General features: G+C 63.1%; 19 protein-coding genes and 1 pseudogene. 6 read left to right on the forward strand and 14 right to left on the reverse strand.

The window, feature by feature from the left end:
• Positions 1-3: 3 nt before the first annotated feature.
• From AC07VG_RS05330 to AC07VG_RS05345, 4 genes are all read right to left on the reverse strand, one after another.
• Positions 4-714: an ABC transporter permease gene (locus tag AC07VG_RS05330; protein ID WP_121134229.1), complete on the reverse strand. Its 711-nt coding sequence runs from the start codon at positions 712-714 to the stop codon at positions 4-6.
• Positions 711-1439: an ABC transporter permease gene (locus tag AC07VG_RS05335; protein WP_495002384.1), complete on the reverse strand. Its 729-nt coding sequence runs from the start codon at positions 1437-1439 to the stop codon at positions 711-713. The genes AC07VG_RS05330 and AC07VG_RS05335 overlap by 4 nt, the downstream gene beginning before the upstream one ends.
• Positions 1440-1497: 58 nt before the next feature.
• On the reverse strand, positions 1498-2277 hold the full coding sequence (locus AC07VG_RS05340; RefSeq protein ID WP_495002385.1) for a transporter substrate-binding domain-containing protein: 780 nt from the start codon (positions 2275-2277) through the stop codon (positions 1498-1500).
• A 441-nt stretch (positions 2278-2718) separates the two neighbouring features.
• On the reverse strand, positions 2719-5172 hold the full coding sequence (locus tag AC07VG_RS05345) for a penicillin acylase family protein (protein WP_495002386.1): 2454 nt from the start codon (positions 5170-5172) through the stop codon (positions 2719-2721).
• A 121-nt stretch (positions 5173-5293) separates the two neighbouring features.
• On the opposite strand from AC07VG_RS05345, the gene AC07VG_RS05350 reads away from it, so the two are divergent.
• Entirely contained in the window at positions 5294-5854 is a 561-nt protein-coding gene (locus tag AC07VG_RS05350; protein WP_495002387.1) for a cysteine hydrolase family protein, read from the forward strand.
• A 4-nt stretch (positions 5855-5858) separates the two neighbouring features.
• On the opposite strand, the gene AC07VG_RS05355 is transcribed toward AC07VG_RS05350, so the two are convergent.
• The 8 genes from AC07VG_RS05355 to AC07VG_RS05390 all read right to left on the reverse strand — a co-directional run bounded on the left by AC07VG_RS05355 (position 5859) and on the right by AC07VG_RS05390 (position 15266).
• Positions 5859-6956: a DUF1513 domain-containing protein gene (locus AC07VG_RS05355; RefSeq protein WP_495020655.1), complete on the reverse strand. Its 1098-nt coding sequence runs from the start codon at positions 6954-6956 to the stop codon at positions 5859-5861.
• Positions 6957-6958: 2 nt separating this feature from the next.
• Entirely contained in the window at positions 6959-8023 is a 1065-nt protein-coding gene (locus AC07VG_RS05360) for an imelysin family protein (RefSeq protein ID WP_495002388.1), read from the reverse strand.
• Between the two features lie 12 nt (positions 8024-8035).
• Positions 8036-9457: a di-heme oxidoreductase family protein gene (locus AC07VG_RS05365; RefSeq protein WP_495020613.1), complete on the reverse strand. Its 1422-nt coding sequence runs from the start codon at positions 9455-9457 to the stop codon at positions 8036-8038.
• A 172-nt stretch (positions 9458-9629) separates the two neighbouring features.
• Positions 9630-10970, reverse strand: coding sequence for an imelysin family protein (locus AC07VG_RS05370; protein WP_495002390.1), 1341 nt, complete (start codon positions 10968-10970; stop codon positions 9630-9632).
• Positions 10971-11142: 172 nt separating this feature from the next.
• Positions 11143-13194 (reverse strand): putative bifunctional diguanylate cyclase/phosphodiesterase, encoded by a 2052-nt coding sequence (locus AC07VG_RS05375; RefSeq protein ID WP_495002391.1) that lies wholly within the window; start codon positions 13192-13194, stop codon positions 11143-11145.
• 286 nt (positions 13195-13480) lie between these two features.
• Positions 13481-14077, reverse strand: coding sequence for a superoxide dismutase [Fe] (gene sodB, locus AC07VG_RS05380; RefSeq protein WP_495002392.1), 597 nt, complete (start codon positions 14075-14077; stop codon positions 13481-13483).
• A gap of 179 nt (positions 14078-14256) precedes the next feature.
• On the reverse strand, positions 14257-14859 hold the full coding sequence (locus tag AC07VG_RS05385) for a LysE/ArgO family amino acid transporter (protein ID WP_495020614.1): 603 nt from the start codon (positions 14857-14859) through the stop codon (positions 14257-14259).
• A 2-nt stretch (positions 14860-14861) separates the two neighbouring features.
• Positions 14862-15266 carry an ACT domain-containing protein gene (locus AC07VG_RS05390; RefSeq protein WP_495002394.1) on the reverse strand — a complete coding sequence of 135 codons (405 nt, stop codon included), beginning with the start codon at positions 15264-15266 and terminating at the stop codon, positions 14862-14864.
• A 95-nt stretch (positions 15267-15361) separates the two neighbouring features.
• Here AC07VG_RS05390 and AC07VG_RS05395 point away from each other — a divergent pair, with 95 nt between their 5' ends.
• The 4 genes from AC07VG_RS05395 (at position 15362) to AC07VG_RS05410 (ending at position 18885) form a co-directional block, all read left to right on the forward strand.
• On the forward strand, positions 15362-16255 hold the full coding sequence (locus AC07VG_RS05395) for a LysR family transcriptional regulator ArgP (protein WP_495020615.1): 894 nt from the start codon (positions 15362-15364) through the stop codon (positions 16253-16255).
• Between the two features lie 52 nt (positions 16256-16307).
• Complete coding sequence (locus AC07VG_RS05400; protein WP_495002396.1) at positions 16308-17306, forward strand: NAD-dependent epimerase/dehydratase family protein; 999 nt, start codon at positions 16308-16310, stop codon at positions 17304-17306.
• Positions 17307-17420: 114 nt separating this feature from the next.
• On the forward strand, positions 17421-18263 hold the full coding sequence (locus AC07VG_RS05405) for an ATPase (RefSeq protein ID WP_495002397.1): 843 nt from the start codon (positions 17421-17423) through the stop codon (positions 18261-18263).
• A gap of 301 nt (positions 18264-18564) precedes the next feature.
• Positions 18565-18885, forward strand: a complete 321-nt coding sequence (locus tag AC07VG_RS05410; RefSeq protein ID WP_495020616.1) for a hypothetical protein — start codon at positions 18565-18567, stop codon at positions 18883-18885.
• A gap of 22 nt (positions 18886-18907) precedes the next feature.
• Here the strand turns inward: AC07VG_RS05410 and dspII are convergent, their stop codons facing one another.
• Positions 18908-20026, reverse strand: coding sequence for an enoyl-CoA hydratase/isomerase DspII (gene dspII / locus AC07VG_RS05415; protein ID WP_495002399.1), 1119 nt, complete (start codon positions 20024-20026; stop codon positions 18908-18910).
• A 130-nt stretch (positions 20027-20156) separates the two neighbouring features.
• Here dspII and ung point away from each other — a divergent pair, with 130 nt between their 5' ends.
• Positions 20157-20849 (forward strand): uracil-DNA glycosylase, encoded by a 693-nt coding sequence (ung, locus tag AC07VG_RS05420; RefSeq protein WP_495002400.1) that lies wholly within the window; start codon positions 20157-20159, stop codon positions 20847-20849.
• Between the two features lie 154 nt (positions 20850-21003).
• Here the strand turns inward: ung and AC07VG_RS05425 are convergent.
• A pseudogene (locus AC07VG_RS05425) lies at positions 21004-21172 on the reverse strand (tripartite tricarboxylate transporter permease); the annotation flags it as partial.
• Between the last annotated feature and the right edge of the window lie 73 nt (positions 21173-21245).

The raw sequence follows: 21245 nt of genomic DNA on the forward strand, positions 1-21245 counted from the left end.
GTCCTAGTGTGCCGGGCCAAGAAAGGCCAGCCAGCGGCGCTCGGCCAGACGGAACAGACCGACCAGGGTGAAGGTGATCGTCAGGTAGATGATCGCGGCGATACCGAACGACTGGAAGGTCATGTAGGTCGCCGAGTTGGCGTCCCGGGCGATTTTCAGGATGTCCGGGATGGTCGCGGTGAACGCCACGGTGGTGGAGTGCAGCATCAGGATCACTTCGTTGCTGTAATAGGGCAACGAGCGGCGCAGGGCCGAGGGCATGATCACATAGGCGTAGAGTTTCCAGCCGCTCAGGCCATAGGCCTTGGCCGCCTCGACTTCACCGTGGTTCATGCTGCGGATTGCCCCGGAGAAGATCTCCGTGGTGTAGGCGCAGGTGTTCAGGGCGAAGGCCAGGATGGTGCAGTTCATCGCATCGCGGAAGAACGAGTTCAGCAACGGTTGTTCGCGCACCGCTTCCAGGCTGTAGATCCCGGTGTAGCAGATCAGCAGTTGGATATACAGCGGCGTGCCGCGAAACAGGTAGGTGTAGAACTCCACCGGCCAGCGGATACGGCGCTTGGGCGAAACCCGGGCGATGGACAGCGGGATCGACACCAGGAAACCGATGAAGATCGAGGCGCTGAGCAGCCACAGGGTCATGGCCAGGCCGGTGATGTGCTGGCCGTCGCTGTAGAGGAACGGCCGCCAGTATTGCTGCAGGAGTTCGATCATCGCACGGCCTCCCGGGCGCCCGCGGCATAGCGGCGTTCCAGCCAGCGCAGGACATAGTTCGAAGCGCTGGTAATGAGCAGGTAGATCAAGGCGGCGAGTACCAGGAAGTAGAACAGTTGATAAGTGCTCTTGCCCGCGTCCTGAGCAGCCTTGACCAGGTCGGCCAGGCCGATGATCGAGACCAGTGCGGTGGCCTTGAGGATCACCATCCAGTTGTTGCCGATCCCCGGCAGGGCGAAGCGCATCATTTGTGGAAAGGTCACGAAGCGGAACCGCTGGGCCCGGGTCAGGCCATAGGCGGTGGCGGCTTCGAGCTGTCCGCGCGGCACGGCGAGAATCGCACCACGGAAGGTTTCGGTGAAATAGGCACCGTAGATAAAGCCCAGGGTGATGACCCCGGCGGCAAACGGGTCAATCTCGATGTAGTCCCAATCCATGGCGTCGGTCAGGGTCGAGAGCCAGGTTTGCAGACTGTAGAAAATCAGCAGCATCAGCACCAGGTCGGGGACCCCGCGAATCAGCGTGGTGTAGAGCTGGGCCGGAATGCGCAACAGGCTGATGCTGGATAATTTGGCGCTGGCGCCGAGCAGGCCCAGTAACACGCTGACCAGCAGCGAGAGGATGGAGAGCTGGACGGTCATCCAGGTGCCTTGCAGCAGGATCGGGCCAAAGCCCTTCAGGCTGAAGGCCGAAAGCCCCAGAATTTGCAGGAGGTTGTCGAACATGAAAAATCAGACCTTTGGCAGTCGAAAAGGCGCCCCTCGGACGAGGGGCGCCAAGGGATCACTTCCCGCTGTACAGGTTCAGATCACCAAAGTGTTTTTTCTGGATTTCAGTGTACTTGCCATCTTTGTGTAACGCTGCGATACCTTTATCCAACAGGGCTTTCAGCTCTTTGTTACCTTGTTTGATACCCACCGCGGTTTTAGCCGGCAGCAGCGGATCGTTGATCGGCTTGCTGACTTCGTAGCCGGCGCCCGCTGGCGACTTCAGGAAGCCCAGCTCGGCTTGCAGCATATCCTGCACCGAGGCGTCGAGGCGGCCGGAGGTCAGGTCAGCGTACACCTGGTCCTGGTTGGCGTAGGCCTTGGTGGTTACACCCGCCTTGTCCAGTACGGCCTTGGCGTAGGCTTCCTGGATGGTGCCTTGCTCGTAGCCCACGGTTTTGCCCTTGAGGGACTCAGGCGTGGAGAAGTTTGCACCCTTTTTGAACACCAGGGACGTCGGGCCGGAGAACAGCTCGCTGGAGAAGTCGATGGCCTTCTGGCGGGCTTCGGTCACGGTCATCGACGAAATCACGCCGTCGAACTTGTTGGCGTTGAGGCCTGGAATCATGCCGTCGAAGTCACTTTCGACCCATTTGCACTTGACCTTCAGCTCGGCACAGATGGCGTTGCCCAGATCAATGTCGAAGCCGACCAGGCTGCCGTCTGCGGCCTTGGATTCGAATGGCGCGTAGGAAGGATCGACGCCGAAGCGCAGTTCCTTGTATTCCTTGGCCATAGCGGAACCGGCGGCCATGCAGAGAGCCAGTGCAGAAAGGGTCAGCAATGCTTTTTTCATTATTTATTCCCTAAAAACCAATATGAGCGCTTGTGGCGCACTGAGTACTGTTACTGGAACGCGTATGACCTGATAAAAGTAGCAATTTCCGAACCAGAGTCACGAACAAGTGTTTTAAAAGGCAGGAATATGGCTACGAGCCAGCTAATGATGCCCGAAATTGGGCATTGAAAAATAAATGCACAATATTGGTGCGCTCGTAGGTGAGAAAAGGGTGCAATTACAGGCTGAAGGGGTAACACAGATGCGGAAACCTGTGGGCGCTGGCTTGTCAGCGATGAGGCGGTGTGGCGAATGGTGCCATCGCCAGCCGGTGTTTCACCATGCCCTATCGTCGCGCCAGGACTCTGTGCAAGCAGGCTTGCCAGCGATGGCGATTTATCTAGCGACAGGGATGCCGACTGTCAGATCGCGATCGCCGGCAAGCCGGCTCCAATGGGGTTATTTGCCGGGCACCAGGGTCAATCGCGTGGTGCCGTAGGCCTTGTCGAAGTTCTGTTGCTGCATCGGGAAGCTGACGTACTGGGCCTTCAACCAGCCATCGACACCGCTGGCATAGCTCGGGCTGGCCGGGTTGCCGGACTGTCCGGGGCTCTGCTGGCCGCTCATCGGTTCGATCTGGCCAAAGTCGATGATCATGCGCACGCCCGGCACCTGGATGACGTCGAAATTCGCGCTGCCCCAGGCGTAGGCCGAGGTGTTCAGAGTAGTGTGGTCGCCGCCAGCCTGGATCGGTCCGCGGATGACCTGGCCGGCGGCGTTTTTCCAGCTATAACGGTGCAGCGTGCCCCATTGCCAGGCTTTGTGATCGCTGCCCAGCAGGCTGTCACCGGCGCTGATCGCCGCGGCCAGGCTGCGGGCCAGGATCGCCGGCTTGTCTTCTTTCTGAGGTGTGCGGCTGTCGTCCCAGAATGGGCTGTCCTCGCGCCCCAGCAAGTGATCGGCCTGGGCCGAGTAGGACAGCTTGCCGTTGGCGACAAAGGCTTGCCACACCGGACCGTTCTCCGGGCCGAGCTTGTCGAGGAAGATCTGCTTCATGCTTTCCTGCAGGAACAGCTCATACAGCGCGGCATCGGCCGACGTCGCGCTGAGCTTGCCGTCGAACGCCAGCAACCGGCTCAGGGCCTCGCGGGCCTTGCTGCGTTCGGCTTCCGGCAGGGCCTCGATGGCCTGCTTGAGCGGCGTGGCCATGCCCGGCGCCTGGAACATTTTCTTCAGCTTGTTGGCGAATGTGGTGCTCTGGTCGTACTGCATGGCGATGGTGCTGCGGCTGTCCTGCTTGCCGGCCGCGGCCAGTTCCGCCAGGCGTTCGCCGCGTTCCGGGTAGTACCAGGCGTTGGACAGCTGCATGCCGTAGCCGCGCGCCGCGCTGCGCTGGTTGGCGGTGCCCAGCCAACCCTGGCCCGGGTCCTGGTCATACGGGTGGAGCATCGCGTCGGCGTAGCCGTCCCAGTCGAAGCGGCTGTCCCAGCCCGGCGATGGCAGCAGGCCTTCGCCTTCGCGGCGGTTGGGGAAGCGTCCGGTGACCTGCCAGCCGATATGGCTGGCATCGGCGAAGACCATGTTCAGGGCGATGGCGCGGATTTCCCGGCTGGCATCCGAGGCCCTCTCGGCGCTCTGGGCGCGGGACAGGTCGAAGAACGCATCCAGGCTCTTGTCGTCCTTGAACGATGAGCTCTGCAGGGCCAGGCCGTAGCCGCCGGTCAAGGGGGTGTTGTCCAGTGCACTGTTAAGCAGCGGGCCATGGCGGGTTTCGAACACCGTCTCGCGGATCGAACGCTGGCCTTTGATGAAGTAGGTTTCGTTGCGCACGATCACTGGCAGCCATTTGCCGTCGGCTTCGTAATAGAGCGCATTGCCCTGGCGCTTGAGTTTTTCCAGGAACAGATCCTGGTTGTCCCCCGGTACGGCGGCCATGCTCCAGGCCACCTTGCCGTTGAAGCCGGACAGCAGCATCGGCAGGCCGGCGATCGAGGTCCCGGCGGCCTGGTACTTCGGCGCGTGGATCTGCACGTAGTTCCAGGCCGCGGGGGCGCTGGTTGGCTGTTGCAGGTCGGCGGCCAGCAAGCTCTTGCCGCTGCGGCTGCGCTGCGGGCCAATGGCCCAGTTGGTCGAGGTGCCGGCGCCGAGGATATTCAGTGCCGCCACTTGCTCGGCGGCCTTGTTCAGCGCACCCAGGCCCGAAACCTGGCTCAGGGCGATGCCCTTGAGTTTCTCGGCTTCGGCCAGGGGCAGCGGTTCGTCCGGGGCGGCCGGGGTCAGCCAGGCGAGTTTGTCGACGCCGACTTTCTGCGCCAGGACCAGGCTGGCAATCTCTTGCTGCAAGTTGGCCGACAGGTTGAAGTTGAGCAGGCAGAAGATCAGCGCCGAATCTTCCGGTTTCCAGTATTCCGGGCTGTAGCCGCTGCTGACCAGGTCCGGCGGCAGCTTGTCGCGGTAGCGGAACAGGTAGGCGTTGACACCACGCGCGTAGACTTCGAAGAAGCGCTTGAGCCGTGGCGACGCGGCGTTGTACAACTCGCCGGCGCTTTTCTTCAGGTTGACGGCGCGCATGAAGCGGTCGCTGTCGAGGGCGTCGGGGCCGTTGATTTCGGCCAGTCGGCCCTGGGCGAGCAGGCGCAGGGTGACCATCTGGGTGATGCGGTCGCTGGCGTGGACGTAACCGAGGGTGAACAGCGCGTCGTGAAAGGTGTTGCTTTCGATCAGCGGCATGCCGAGGCTGTTGCGGCGCACCGAGACGTTCTGTGCCAGGCCCTTGAGCGGCTGGACGCCGGCGGTCGGTGGCAGGCTGTCCTGGGCGTTCCAGGTCTGGCAACCCGTCAGGCCGAGCAGGCCCGCCATGGCGGCGGCAACGCCACATTGCTTGAGAGAGAAGGAAGAGGCTGGCGAGGCCATGGCAAAGCTCCTGCGGGGGTAGCGTCAGTAAAGGCGCTACGTTAGTGAGCAGGAGGAAGGCGCGCAAGACGGCGGGCGGGCTTATTTCGAGTTTTGAGCGATAAATCGGAAGGAAAAAGCAATGAACAGGGATATCCAGGTAAACGCGGCGTTGATCCTGATCGACCAGCAGCAGGGCATCCTCCATCCCAGGCTGGGGCCACGCAACAATCCCGAGGCCGAGGCGCGGATGCTTGAGTTGTTGCAGCACTGGCGTGAGAGTGCGCGGCCGGTGGTGCATGTCCAGCATCTGTCGCATTCACCGGAGTCGGTATTCTGGCCCGGGCAGTCCGGAGTCGAGTTCCAACCGCGCTTTAGGCCGGGGGAGGGCGAACGGCTGGTGCAGAAGCGGGTGCCGGATGCGTTTTGTGCGACCGGTTTGGCAGATTGGCTGCGCCAGGAGGGGATTGAACAGTTGGTGATCGTCGGTGTGGCAACCCATAACTCCGTGGAGGCGACCGCGCGTACAGCCGGTAACCTCGGGTTTGACACCTGGGTGGTGGAAGACGCTTGCTACACCTTCGACAAGACGGATTATTTCGGTGCGCCGCACAGTGCCCAGGAGGTCCATGCCATGTCCCTGGGCAATTTGCATGGCGAGTATGCGACGGTGGTGTCCAGCCGTTTGCTGCTTGGGGTGTGATCCATCAGACCAGATGCAGATGGTTGTCCCACAGCCCCGCCGGCAGTTCCAGCGGTTGGGCTGTCAGTTCCTTCTGGCGGCAATCGTAGAAACGGCAGCGGCCCTGGCCGGAAGTGACGACGAAGCCATCCGCCACCGCGCCGACACCCGCGCAGTCCGGTAATGGCGCATCCAGGCGCACGGCGCCGCTGTCCAGGTCCCAGATAAAGAAACGGTTACCCCGTGGCGCGGTCAACGCCACCAGGCGCAATTCGCTGTGCAGCGCGACGCTGGCGGTGTAATGCGCCATGACCTGCAATTGCGGCTCGGCCACCGGGAAGGCGACAAAGGGTTGACCGGGACGCTTGATCGCCAGCAACTCGGCCGACTCGTGGGACGCGCCCATGAATTGCTGGCCGGCGACGATGGTGCCGTCGCTGGCCACGCCCAGGTGGCGCACGCTGTTCATTGGCTGGGACAGGGTTTCCTTGCTCAGCAGGGTGCCGTCGCGCCGCATCAGTACCAGGCTCGGCTCCATCGCGTCGAGGTTCATTTCCACCCGGCTTTCGGCTTCGGTGCGAATGCCGCCGTTGGCGACGACCAGGGTCTCGCCATCGGGCATCCACGACACCTGGTGCGGGCCGATGCCATGGGTCGAAGTCTCGCCGGCATGGACCCATCGCTCACCTTCGAAACGATACACACCCAACAGGCCACGGCCCGGATCGCTGGTGTCGTTCTCGGTGGCGTACAGCCAGTCGCCGCTCTTGTGGATCACCGCATGGCCATAGAAATGCCGGTGCGGTTGCGAGGCAATGGTCTGCCGCAGGCGGCCGTCACGCAGGTCGACCAGGTAACTTTCGGTGCCCGGACGTCGCGCGACGAACAGCGCCAGGGGCTGGGACGGGTGGTTGATGATGTCGTGGCAACGCTGGCCGACCTGAGTGGCGAAAACCTCGGTGCCGTCCAGCCGATAGCCCACGGCATAGTGTTTGCCGTCAGCGTCGTCACGGGCGGAGAGCAGCAGCGGGCTTTGGCCTTTTTGCCGGAACAGGCTCCAGCCGCCCAGCGTCAAGGCGCTGAGCAGCAGGCTGCCGAGGGTCAGGGCCTGGCGTCGCAACATCATCAGTCCCCGTCGTTGGCGTTGAAGCCCAGTTGGATGCCCAGCGCCTTGGCCAGTTCGCCTTCGTGCAGGCGGTGGATGACATTGAGGCTGTCATAGAGGTCGTTGAGTTGCTGGCGCCCGGCGTCATCGCCGAGCAGGTCGGTCAGCGAACGCTGGGTGCTGTCGAACAGCTTCAGGGACGCCGCGTAGGCGGCGTCGATCTTGTCCACCAAGGGTTTCTGTTGTGCCGGCAGCAGGTTGCGCAGGCCCTTGTTGTCGACACCGACCCAGACGGTCCGGGCGGCGGTCAGGCTGGCGCGCATGCCTTGCAGGGACGACTGGCTGCGCCAGGCATCGGCCTGGAACGGTTGGGGGATGCCCTTGGTCTGGCGGCCCATGGGCGTGCCGAGTTTTTTCTTCAGGGTGTCCAGGGCGGTGACCTGGACCCGCAGCAGATCGGCGATGGCTTCGTGGGCGTCGGCGTAGCGCGGGTTGGGGAACTTGCTCATCTGCGCGAGCATGCCGTCGCTGGTTTCCCAACGCGAGAGGATCTCTTCGGCGAGGACTTTCTGGCGTTTGCCGATGGCGCTCAGCAGTGGGCAATAGCGGGCTTTCCGGGCGCTGTCGGCGAGGTCGATCTTGCTGTCGTAGAGGATGTATTCGTAGGCCGAGAGGCCCTGGACCACGACACTGGACTTGGCCAGGGCGTCGGCATCGATCTGCGGCTGGGCCGTGACCAGTTGCTCGACCTGACGACCCACCAGATTTTTCTTGTCCGGCCAGAACTGCACCTGCCAGGAACGATTGCCTTCGGCCAATGGCCCGATCAATAGCGGCTGCAATTCGGCCCAGGCGTTCTGCGCGTGAAGGAAGTCGGCGCGGGCGGTTTCCAGACTCTCCTGGCCTTCGCAGAAGGCCAGGGCGCTGATCGCCAGCTGGCGGTCGGCGTCGACCCAGCGGCTGTAGGTTGGCAGGATCACCTGCTGGGCGATCGCGGCCGAGGTCACTGCTTGCGGGTCCTGGGGCGAGCAGGCGCCGAGGGCGAGCGCGGCCAGGCTGGTGAACAATAGTTTGGGGCGGAACATGCCCGTCTCCTCTTATAAAGAATTCAGGAAGGCCAGTAACGCAGCGCGTTGTTCGGCATTGAAAGACAGCACCTGCTGCTGCGCCGGCAAGGCCTCGCCGCCATGCCAGAGTACGGCTTCGAGCAGGTTGCGGGCGCGGCCGTCATGCAGCAACTGGGTGTGGCCGCTGACGGTTTGCGTCAGGCCGATGCCCCACAGCGGCGGGGTGCGCCAGTCATTGCCATCGGCCAGGAACTCGCTGCGTTGGTCGGCGAGGCCGGGGCCCATGTCATGCAGCAGCAGGTCGCTGTAGGGCCGGATCAACTGGTTGGCCAGCTCGGGTTCGGCGGCCGTGGCCGAGGTGGTGAACTGCGGGGTATGACAGGCCTGGCAACCGACCTGGTAGAACAGGCTCTTGCCGGCCAGCACTTGCACGGAACCGACGTCGCGCCGCGCTGGCACCGCGAGGTTGCGCGTGTAGAAGGTCACCAGGCGCAGGATGTTGTCGCTGACTTCCGGCTCGCCGTCCGCGCCGCCACCGTGGGGCGCTTGCAGGCAGTCGGTCTGGGTCGGGGTGCAGTCGTCGAAGGGCCGAAGGCTGCTGGTCAGGCCCATGTCGCTGGAAAACGCGTGGACGTTCTGTTGATTGATATTCGGTTGTCCGGCCTTCCAGCCAAAGCGGCCCAGTACGGTCTTGCGCTGGGCATCGTCCCAGACCCGGTTGGGTCGCCCATTCACCCCCAGGCGTTGCTGCAGACGAGCGTTGGCCAGGATTGCCTCCTCGGGAATCGCTTCGAGCAGACCGAGGCCGATCATCGGCGGGGCGATGCGCGCGGAAAACAGCGTCTGCGGGTGCGTCGGGCCATAGCCCAGCTGGGTGATGCGCAGCGTCGGGCGGCGCAGTTCGATTTCCGTGCCGTCCTTGAAGCGCACCGGTACCGCTTCATAGTCGACCCGTACCTTGCCCTCCGGGGCTACGCCGGGGATGGCCATGTCCTGCAACTGCCCGCCATAGACCGGTTCCGGCACCACGCCCTGGCGCTCGATCAGTTTGGCGTACATCGGGCTGTTGGGAATCGACAGGCGCACCAGCATCGACACCGCGTTATCCGCACCCGCTGCCGGCGGATGGCCGCGCCCGTCCTTGATATGGCAGTTCTGACAGGCGTTGGTATTGAACAGCGGGCCGAGGCCGTCGCGGGCGGTGGTGGTCGAAGGGGCGATGACCCAGGGACTGCGGAAGAAACTGTTGCCGACGCTGAAGTCCAGGCGCCGCTCTGGGGAGAGGCTGGCCGAGGGCTGCGAGAAGGCGTTGCGATCCTGTTTGCCCACTGTGGTGCTGCCGCCGGATCGGGCTTCGCCGGGTTCGGGCTGGGTAAAGTGCGGAGCGTCGTCGCAGGCGGTCAGGCCAAGGGCCAGGAGCAGTGTCGACAGGCGAAGGGGCGGCGAGGGCATCGGTGTCCAAGGCGTGAGAAAGACCGGGCGCGAGTTTATCAGTCTCGATACATTTGAATAAGAGGGATTAGCATTTACTTGATTTATGACACTGCGCGGCTTTGTGGGGGCTGGCTTGCCCTCATGTAGGAGCGAGCAAGCTCGCTCCTACATGAGGGGGGACAAGGGCCGATCAGAAATCGTGATCGGCGTTATCCGGGTTCAGGTCGCTGATGCCGAGCTTGGCCGCCGCCTGCTCGATGGAGCCGGTTTGCTTGACCAGCGCCGAGATGGCGTCACGCACGATCTTGTTACCGGATTGGTTGCCGGCCGCGATCAGTTGGTCGTAGTGCTCACCCTTGTTGGCGTGGTCGACCATGATCTGGATCTTCGTTTCGGTGGCTTGCAGGTCGTTCTTCAGCGCTTCGTCGGTCGCCGGATCGACCTTGGCCACCAGGGCGGACAGGCTCGGGCCGCTCAGCTGAGTGCCGTCGACACGGGTGTATTCACCCAGGTAGACGTTGCGAATGCCCTTGGCATCGTAGAAGTGCGAGTTGTGGGTGTTGTCGCTGAAGCAATCCTGCTCGTCTTCCGGCGAGTTGGCTTCCAGTGAAACTTTCATGCGCTCGCCCGCCAGCTCGCCGAGGGACAGGCTGCCCATGCCGAAGAGCATTTTGCGCAGGCCACTTTCCGCCGGCTCGGCTTCCAGGCTGGCGCGATAGTTGTCGGCCACATCCGGCTTCCAGTTACCGACCATTTCCTCCAGGTCGTTGACCAGCAGTTGGGTCACGGCCTTGAGGTAGGCGCGCCGACGGTCATTGTGACCGCCGGTGGCGCCGGCACCTTCCAGATAGTCCGAGGCCGGACGGTTGCCGGCGCCAGGGCCGGTGCCGTTCAGGTCCTGGCCCCAGAGCAGGAATTCGATGGCATGGTAGCCGGTGGCGACATTGGCTTCGGAACCGCCCAGCTCGTTCAGGCTGGCGAGTTTTTCCGGGGTGATCTCGCTGACATCGACCTTGTCTTCGCCGATCTGGATTTGCGGGTTGGCGATGATGTTGGCGCTTGCGGCCGGGTTGCCGAGGGCATGTTCGTAGGAGGCGTCGACGTAGTCGATCAGGCCTTCGTCCAGTGGCCAGGCGTTCACTTGACCTTCCCAGTCGTCGATGATGGTGTTGCCGAAGCGGAACACTTCGCTTTGCAGGTACGGCACGCGCGCGGCGATCCAGGCGGTGCGGGCGGCCTTGAGGGTCTCTTCGTTCGGCTTGGCGAGGAAGGCGTCGACAGCGGCCTGCAGGTTCTTCGCGGTGGATTCGGCATCGCTGAATACAGCGAAGACAATCTCGGTGTAGTGGGCGACCACGGCTTTGGCGGCGGCTTCGTCGACCTTGGCGCTGGCATCGTCGGCGGCTGCCTGGGCCGCGGCAGCTGGGGCCTGGGTGGCCGCTGCGGATTTTTCCTTGTCCTTGTCGCCACAACCGGCGAGGGCGATGGCGATAGCCAACAGACTGGCGGTGGCCAGAGGCATGCGAATCATGGCGAACATCCTGCTTCGAGAGGGTGGATGGGGGCGCAGGGCCCCGCAAAGCCGACACATAATGCGAAGGATTTGCATTCGGTGTAAAGGGCTTAGTGATTGAAATATTTGGTATTAAATCAATAGTCGATCCCGGCGGATTTTGTCGCGGCGAGCGGCTTGGCGCCGGGCCTCACAAGATCGCCGCATTGCTGCGCTGCGCCTGCTTGAGATAGGCGCCCAACTCGCGGGCTGGCAGGGGTTTGCTGTAGTGGTAGCCCTGGCCCTCGTGACAACCCTCGGAAATGATGTAGGCCTCCTGCTCGACGGTTTCCACGCCTTCGGCGATGACCTGCATGCCGAGGCTCTTGCCCAACTGGATGATCGCCCGGACGATGGTCGCATCGTCGTCGTCATCGAGCAGGTCCTGGACGAAGCTCTTGTCGATCTTGATCTTGTCCAGTGGCAGGCTCTTGAGGTAGCTCAGCGAAGAGTAGCCGGTGCCGAAGTCATCGATGGCGATCAGCGCGCCGGAGCGGCGCAGGCTCAACAAGTGCTGGGCGGCGGTGCTGATGTCTTCCATCAGGCCGGTTTCGGTGACTTCCAGCTCCAGGCTGCGCGGCGGCAGGCGGTACATCTGCAGGAGGTTGTTGACCACTCGCGGCAGCTCGGCGTGGTGCAATTGTACGGTGGACAGGTTGACCGCCATGCGCAGGTCACTGAAGCCCTGGTCGTGCCATTCGCGCAACTGGCGGCAGGCTTGGTCCAGTACCCACTCGCCGATGGCGATGATGGTGCCGTTTTGCTCGGCCAGGGGAATGAACAGGTCCGGCGGTACCAGGCCGTGTTCCGGGTGTTGCCAGCGCAGCAGCGCCTCGACGCCCACCACCCGGTGGTCGCGGTAGCTGATCTGCGGTTGGTAGACCAGGTAGAACTGATTGCGGTTGAGGGCTTCGCGCAGGTCTTTTTCCAGTTCGCGACGGCGGCGCATTTCGCTGTCGACGCTGGCGATATAGAACTGGTAGCGGTTGCGCGAGCGGGTCTTGGCCAGGGTCATGGTCTGTTCGGCTTTCTGCAACAGCTTCTCGGTGCTGTCGCCGTCTTCCGGGAACAAGGTGATGCCGATGGTGGCACGCAGGCGGATTTCCTGGTGATCGAGGGCAAACGCCGCTTCCAGATCGTCGAGGATGCTCTGGGCCAACTCCGCGGCTTCATAGGGTTGTTCGATATCGGCCTGGACCAGGGCGAACTGGTCGCCGCCCAGCCGGGCCAGGGCGCCGAGGCGACCGCTGTGGGCGCGCAGGCGGTCGGCCAGGGCCAGCAACAGCTGGTCGCCGACCTGGTAACTGAACTGTTCGTTGATGCCCTTGAAGTCGTCCAGGCCGACACACAGTACCGCCACCCGGCGTTGCAGGCGGCCGGCGTCGACCAGGATCTTGTCCAACTGCTGCTGCAACTGCTGGCGATTGGGCAGACCGGTGAGGAAGTCGTACTGGGCCATGCGCAGCAAGCTGTTTTCCGCTTCGTGGCGCAGGTGGGTATTGCGCTCGATGGACGCCAGCAACTGGTTGGCGGTGTTGACCCAGATGCCCAGCTCGTTCTTCTCATGGCCCTTGAGCTGGGGCAACTGGTGTTCGCTGGGACGATCCGGATTGACGTTGCTCAGGTGCTCGATGATTCGCGACAGCGGTTTGGTCAGCAGCCAGTGATAGACCAGGTAGAGCACCAGGCCGAGGAACAGTGCCCGCAGCACGCCGGAGATGAAGATGATCACCGAGTTGATCAGGAAACCCTGGCCGTAGGTGGCCGTGTCGAGGGTGATGCTCAGGTCGCCGTAATACTCGCTGTAGGGGCCGCGACCGACCAGTTGCGTGCTGAAGGTGCTTTCCTGGCCGAGGATCGGGTCGGTCAGCCAGCGGCTGGCGGTTTTTTGCAGGTCGCGGGATTTTTCCGCGAGCATGGCCTCGTTGGGATGGCCGATGGAGGCCATGCGCACGGCGTCGTCCTGGAACAGGCCCTCGATGACTTGCATGCCCATCTCGCGGTCGAGGCTGTAGACGGCCTGGGTCGAGGGGTCGCGGAACATGTCGAGAATACGCTGGGCATCGCCGGCTACGGCCTGGCGAGTCTTGTAGGCATCAAAGACAATCTGCGCACAACTCAGTACAACGCCGACGATCAGCGCCGACAGCAGTACGACCCGGAGCAACTTCACCGACAAGCTGTTCTTGAATTCCAGCTTCAAAGGGCTATTCCTTGTTCCGTTCGGATGGCATCAAGTTGCCATGAGTATTGGCAATCCGGCCCGGTCAGTCAAAGGGACAATGCAAGCGGCGAGAACCCGTGCTCATGCTTGGCCGATCAGGTTGATCCCGGACCCTTTCAGGCCATGGCTACTGTGTCGGTCGCACGAGCCCTCTACTTGAGGGGTGGCGCTTCATTTTCCAGGATTATTCAGGTTAGTTCCTGTCGGCGCGGCAGGTATAAAAAAACCCGGCGAGGCCGGGTTTTTTTGCGAAGCGGGTTCAATCTCAAGCGGTGAAGGCTTTGCCTTCGAACTGCTCGGCGACGAATTTCCAGTTCACCAGGTTCCAGAACGCCTCGACATACTTCGGACGGACGTTGCGGTAGTCGATGTAGTAGGCGTGTTCCCAGACGTCGCAGGTCAGCAGCGGGGTGTCGCCGCCGGTCAGCGGGTTACCGGCACCGATGGTGCTGGCCAGGGCCAGGGAGCCATCAGCCTTTTTCACCAGCCAGCCCCAACCGGAACCGAAGGTGCCGACGGAAGTCTTGGTGAACTCTTCCTTGAACTTGTCGAAGGAACCGAAGGCGGCGTTGATGGCTTCAGCCAGCTTGCCGGTCGGTTGACCGCCGGCGTTTGGCGCCAGGCAGTTCCAGTAGAAGGTGTGGTTCCAGACCTGAGCGGCGTTGTTGAAGATGCCGCCGGAGGAAGACTTGACGATTTCTTCCAGGGTCTTGCCTTCGAACTCGGTGCCTGGCACCAGGTTGTTCAGGTTCACGACGTAGGTGTTGTGGTGCTTGTCGTGGTGGTACTCCAGGGTTTCCTTGGAGATGTGCGGCTGCAGGGCATCATGTGCATAAGGCAGCGGAGGCAATTCGAAAGCCATGGTGATTCTCCTAATCAGGTCAGTTGCGGTGAGCGCAAGGCCGATCACGGCGGCCATACAGGCGTGCGCCGGGGAGTTTGTACTCTTTGCGGCGCAAGACTCGGATCATAGCACCGGGGGGACGGCTTAACCACGCAACAACTGTGTGGAATAGAGGTTCCAGAGCCTTTTGGAATAAGTCAGTCAGCGCCGATCAACTGGGCGGCGACGCTGAACATCATCACGGCCACCAGCAGGTCGAGCAGGCGCCAGGTGGCTGGGCGCGCCAGCCACGGGGCCAGCCACGCGGCGCCGAGGGCGAGGCTGAAGAACCACAGCAGCGACGCGCTGGCCGCGCCCACCACGTAGGCAGCGGGCTCGGTCTGCTGGGCGCCGAGGGAGCCGATCAGCAGCACGGTGTCGAGGTATACGTGGGGGTTGAGCAGGGTGACTGCCAGGCTGCTGAGCAGCACCACGCGCAGTGAACGCGCGGTCTGCCCTTCGCCTTGTTGCAGGCTCTGGCGGGAAAAGGCCCGGCGTAGCGCCAGGCTGCCGTACCAGAGCAGAAAGGCCGCGCCACCCCAGCGCGCGAACGCCAGCAGTGTCGGGTTATGCGCCAGGACGCTGGCCAGACCGAAGACCCCCGCCGCCATCAGGAGCGCATCGCAGAGCACGCACAAAGCCGCTACCGGCAGGTGGTGTTCGCGGCGCAGGCTCTGGGCCAGGACAAAGGCGTTCTGCGTGCCGATCGCCATGATCAGGCCGGCGGCCACCAGCATGCCATTCAGATAGCTCTGCCACATGACTACGACTCCCCGTGTTCGGCCAGTTGCCGCAACACTTGCATGGCGCGCTCGGCGTCATCGCGGCCGACGAACAGGTGGTCGTGATAATAGCCGGCGATCACGTTGCAACTGATCCCGGCCTGGCCCAGGGCACCGGCGAAAGCTGCGGTGAGGCCGACCGCTTGCAGGGCCGAGTGCACGTCGAGGGTGATCCAGGCCGCCAGGTAGTCGAACGCCAGGTCCAGGGCCTGGGCGTCTTCGCGGCGCAGGATCACGCTCAGGCCTTCGCGTTCGCGAAAGCTGCCGATGGGCTCGCGGCCGTTGAGCTGGCTCGCATCGGTCAGGGAGCAGAAGACGTAGTCGCCCTCGTGGAGTTCGGGGCTCATGCTGCGCAGCAGCACGCTCAGGGAAGTTTCTCCGGCCATGTCGGTGTCCTCGGGTAATCAGTGAATACGGGCATTCTGCGGGGTGATGTTGTATAAGAAAAACCAATAATGCTGATCGCTCATTAGGAAAACTGATGTTCGACTATAAATTGCTCTCCGCCCTGGCGGCCGTGGTCGAGCAGGCCGGCTTCGAACGGGCGGCCCAGGTACTGGGGTTGTCGCAGTCGGCGATTTCCCAGCGCATCAAGTTGCTCGAAGCCCGGGTCGGCCAGCCGGTGCTGGTGCGGACCACGCCACCGAGCCCGACCGAGATTGGTCGGCGCCTGCTCAACCACGTGCAGCAGGTCCGCCTGCTCGAACGCGACCTGCAGAGCCAGGTGCCGGCGCTGGATGAGGAGGGCTTGCCGGAACGCCTGCGCATCGCCCTGAATGCCGATAGCCTGGCAACGTGGTGGGGCGAGGCGGTGGGGGATTTCTGTGCTCGCCAGCACCTGCTGCTGGACCTGGTGGTGGAGGACCAGACCGTGAGCCTCAAGCGCATGCGCGCCGGCGAGGTCGCCGCCTGTGTCTGCGCCAGCGAACGCCCGGTGGCTGGCGCGCGCAGCATGTTGCTGGGGGCGATGCGTTATCGGGCGCTGGCCAGCCCGGCGTTTATCGCCCGACACTTTCCCCACGGGATCGACGCGCAAACGCTGGCCCGGACACCGGCGCTGGTGTTCGGCCCGGACGACTTCCTGCAACACCGTTACCTCGCGGCACTGGGCGTGGAGGGTGGTTTCGAACATCATCTGTGCCCGTCATCGGAAGGTTTCATTCGCCTGACCGAGGCCGGCCTGGGTTGGGGGCTGGTGCCTGAACTGCAGGTGCGCGGGCAGCTTGCTCGGGGTTCTCTGGTGGAATTGATCGCGGATAAAACCATCGATGTGCCGTTGTACTGGCATCATTGGCGCAACGGCGGGCAATTGCTCGGCCAGTTGACCGAACAACTGGCGCATTCGGCGGCGCAGTGGCTGGTGCCTTTGGCGTGATCGGCGGCGTTCAAGTAGCAGGTAGGACGAATCAAGGTATGTGGAGCAAGCGATGAAAATTCTGGTCACCGGCGCAAGCGGCTTTATCGGCGGGCGCTTTGCCCGTTGCGCCCTGGAGCAGGGCCATGAGGTGCGGGTCAATGGGCGCCGGGCCGAGAGCGTCGAACATCTGGTGCGGCGTGGCGCCGAGTTCGTTCAGGGCGACCTGACTGACCCGCGGTTGGTGCGCGAGCTGTGCCGCGATGTCGAGGCCGTGGTGCATTGCGCCGGCGCGGTGGGCCTGTGGGGGCGTTACCAGGATTTCCACCTGGGCAATGTGCTGGTCACCGAAAATGTCGTCGAGGCCTGTCTCAAGCAGCAGGTCCGGCGCCTGGTGCACCTGTCGTCACCATCGATCTATTTCGACGGCCGCTCGCACCTGGGCTTGACCGAGGAGCAGGTGCCCAAGCGTTTCAAGCACCCTTACGCGGCCACCAAGTACCAGGCTGAACAGAAAGTCTTCGGCGCCCAGGAATTCGGGCTTGAAGTGCTGGCGCTACGTCCGCGCTTCGTTACCGGCGCCGGCGACATGAGCCTCTTCCCACGCCTGCTGAGGATGCAGCGCAAGGGGCGCTTATCGATTGTCGGCAATGGCCTGAACAAGGTCGATTTCACCAGCGTGCACAACCTCAACGAAGCCTTGCTGAGCAGCCTGCAGGTTGGCGACTCGGCCCTGGGCAAGGCCTACAATATCAGCAACGGCAGCCCCATTCCGTTGTGGGATGTGGTGAACTACGTGATGCGTCAGATGCAGGTGCCGCCAGTGACCCGCTACCGCTCCTTCGGCCTGGCCTACAGCGTCGCGGCCTTGAACGAAAGTGCCTGTGCCCTCTGGCCGGGACGCCCGGAGCCGACCCTGTCGCGCCTGGGCATGCAGGTGATGAACAAGGATTTCACCCTGGACATCAGCCGCGCACGGCATTATCTCGGTTACGACCCCAAGGTCAGCCTGTGGGCGGCCCTCGACGAGTTTTGTGCCTGGTGGAAAGCCCAGGAGCCGGCGGTCGGTTAAATATTCGGTTACCACGACTGAACCCGGTTCCGGGTTCAGGGTCGATCAGAGCGGCGGGTTGGGCGGTTATACTCGCTGCATTTCGCTCTCACTGCGGTTCAGAAAGGTTCCTTCATGCGTAACGATGCCAACGACGATTTCGATGATGTGCCCAGCCTGCGCGCCGATGCGGACGACCATGAGGAGCATGTGGGCACCGCGCCTGTGCGTGAGCGCGCGCGTAACCAGGTCGCGGCCACGCCACGGCTCAAGGTCAAGGTGCCGAGCACCGGGCCGTTGTGGGCGCTGGTTGGGGCCTTGTTCATTGCCTTCGCCGGCCTGGCCTGGTGGAGTTTCCAGCAGATCAGCCTGATGGAGCAGCAACTGGTGGCGACCCAGGAAAGCTTCGCGCGCATCAGCGAGGAAGCGGCGGGGCGCTTGCAGGCGATTTCCGGCAAGGTGGTCGCCAGCGAGTCAAGCGTCAACAGTGACAGCGAAGCGCTGAAATTGCAGATCCGCCAGCTTGAAGGCAAGTTGCTCGAGCAGGGCCGCCAGCAACAGGGCGTGGCCGGGCAGGCCACTGGCCTGGAGCAGCGGTTGCAGCAGATGAGCGCGCAGACGGCGGAGCAGCAGACGGCCAACACCCAGTTGCAGGCCCAGGTCAAAAGCCTGACGGCGGAGCTGGCCAGCCTGAAAGGCGCCCAGGGTGATGGTGGCAAGCTCGACGCGCAAGTGAAGAGCAATGCCGCCGATATCGCGGCCTTGAAAAAGCAGGGCAACTCCAGCGCCGCGGTCGAGCGTATCGAGCAAGAGCTGGTCGTGCTCAAGAGTGAGCAGGACAACCGTCAGGCCGCGGGTGGGCAGGCGGGTGCCAACACGGCGGAGTTCGATGCCTTCCGTGGGCAGGTCACGCGCAATATCAACACCCTGCAGAGCCAGATCCAGAACCTGCAGGAGCAGATCAGCGCCAAGCCCTGATCGCGCGCAATCAACTGTGTGGAGCCGGCTTGTCGGCGATGGCGTCCATAAGATCGCCAAAAGCTTCGCGGCAGTGCGACGATCCGACAAGCATCGCTCCCACATAGATCTTCGGTGGTATGAGGCGTCTCGGTTCGGCACAGGTTTTGTGGTGTAGGTGCTGACTGCAGCGGCGCGGAATTTTCGCCGCCTGGGCACTCAGCGAGGGTTTCGCGGTCTGATCTGGTGTAGGCGGGCAATTGGCCCACCTACGTCGGTCAGCGTCGCTGTCCGGCGCCCTTTAGCGGTCCAGGAGGCCGCCATGCACCCTCGAACCCTTCTCGCTGCAAGCCTGTCCCTGGCGCTGTCCGCGTGCGTGCCCTACTACGATGGCGAAGCCAGCTACTACCGCTCCGATGTCTACACCGCCCCGGCACCGGCCTATTACTACGGCGGCGGTTCCTACTACCGGCGTGACTACTATGTGCCTGCGCCACGCTATTACGCCCCGGCACCGACCTACCGCCCTTATCCGCACCGGGGTTGGGGCTGGGATCGGCATCAATGGCGCGGTGACGACAACGACGGCGGTCACGGTCGCCGTGGCGGCGATGGCCGTGGTCATGGCGACCGGGAGGATTAGCCAGGAGCGCTCGAGACGCCGTTCAGTAGTCTGACAAGTCCGCCAATGGGTGGCGTCCCTCCCAGGCCTTGTGGAAATGCGCCTCGACCACCGCGTCCGGCACGGCGGCGATATCCGGCCAATGCCAGCGCGGTTCGCCGTCCTTGTCGATCAGCCGGGCCCGCACGCCTTCGCTGAACTCCGGATGACGGCAGCAGTTGAGGCTCAGGGTGTATTCCATCTGGAACACCTGCGCCAGTGACAAGTGCCGGGCCCGGGCGATCTGTTCCCAGACCAGGTGTGCGGTCAGCGGACAGCCTTCCTTGAGTTGCCGGGCCGCCCGGGCCAGGCGTTTGTCGGCGTCTTCGGTCAACAGCGCAATGGCCTTCCAGGCACAGCGTACATCGCTGACGTCCAGCAGCTCATCAATGCGCTCGCGCAGCGGCAGCCATTGCGCTTGCGGTTGTGCTTGCTGATCGCGGGCCTGACGCTCCAGCGCTTTGAGCAGGCTGTTGAGTTGCATCGCCGTTTGCTCCTGCCAATTGAGTCGCAACAGTCCCTCGATCAGTTCTTCCTGTTGCTCATCGCCCAGTAGCCGGTCGGCCAGGCCCAGGTCGATGGCGTCGCGCGCGTTCATCTGCGCGCCGGTCAGACCGAGGAACAGCCCCAACTTGCCCGGTAGCCGCGACAGGAACCAACTGGCGCCGACATCCGGGTACAAACCGATACCGATCTCCGGCATCGCCAGGCGGCTGCTCGGGGTGACGATGCGAATGGCCGCGCCTTGCAGCAGGCCCATGCCGCCGCCGAGAACATAGCCATGGGCCCAGCACAGCACGGGCTTGGGGTAGGTGTGCAGACGGTAGTCGAGGCGGTACTCCGAGGCAAAGAACACGCTGGCCAGCGGTGGTACCGCGCCCGGATGTGCCTGACAGGCCTGGGCCAGGCTACGCACCTCGCCGCCGGCGCAGAAAGCCCTGGTACCGTTGCCGCGCAGCAGCACACAAGCGATGTTCGGATCCCGCGCCCAGGTCTCCAGGCGTTCGTCCAGGTCCTGGATCATCGGCAGTGACAGCGCATTGAGGGTGTGTTCGGCATCCAGCGTGGCGATACCCAGGCGGGCACCGTTGATACCGGTGAGTTCTTCGAAATGCAGGTTCATCGTGACCTCGCTACTCGTTGAATGCACAGTATGATCCTTGTGTGGGAAAGTGCCGGTTCTGTCGCGGATCAATTGACAAGCGTGATGGGCTTTCCTAGTGTCCGCCCCATTGTTATTTCCGGACACGATCATGACCGACGACGACCGCATCAAACTCGAGCCCAGCTGGAAGCAGGCGCTACGTGAAGAGTTCGACAAGCCCTACATGAGCGAGTTGCGAGAATTTCTGCGCCAGGAGCGCTCCGCCGGCAAGGAGATCTACCCGCCGGGCCCGTTGATCTTCAATGCCATGAACAGCACGCCGCTGGATCAGGTGAAAGTGGTGATCATCGGCCAGGACCCCTATCACGGTCCCGGCCAGGCCCATGGCCTGTGCTTTTCGGTGCAGCCGGGCGTCCCGGCGCCGCCGTCGCTGGTCAATATCTACAAAGAGTTGCAGCGCGACCTGAATATCGACATCCCCCAGCACGGCTACCTGCAAAGCTGGGCCGAGCAGGGCGTGTTGCTGCTCAACACCACCATGACCGTGGAGCGCGGCATTGCCGCCTCACACGCCAATCGCGGCTGGCAGTTCTTTACCGATCGGATTATCGAGGTGGTCAGCGAACGCCAGGACAAACTGGTGTTCCTGCTGTGGGGCGCCCATGCCCAGGGCAAGCAGAAGTTGATCGATGCGACCAAGCACCTGGTGTTGAAGTCGGTGCATCCATCGCCGCTGTCGGCCTATCGCGGCTTCATCGGCTGTGGGCATTTCAGCCGGACCAACAAGTTTCTCGAACAGAATGGCCTGACGCCGATTCAGTGGGCGTTGCCGCCGCTCTGACGGCCTTGGCCACCCCCTGTAGGCGCGAGCTTGCTCGCGATGGACGACCAGACACCACGGGGCATCAGACTACCCGCGTTATCGTTGACCACCATCGCGAGCAAGCTCGCTCCTACAGGGAGAAGTGACAGTTCGTCAGTTCTCAAGCATTCTTGGCCGAACGTACCACCGGCACCCGCCAGGCGCTTTTCGGTCATATAGGCCACGGCACTGGCCAGTGTCGCCCCGGCACCCGGCAGCACGCCCATGATGAACCCCAGCAGGCCGCAACGGATGTTCACCACGAACACCGAGGCGGCTTCCTTGCAGTTGAGCATCATCCGCTCGCCGGCCATGCCGCCGAGGCAGACAATGGCGAACTCCTGTGGCGCGCCCCTTTGCAGGGGCACGAACGCT

The organism is Pseudomonas sp. GW821-FHT03C07, assembly GCF_059420925.1.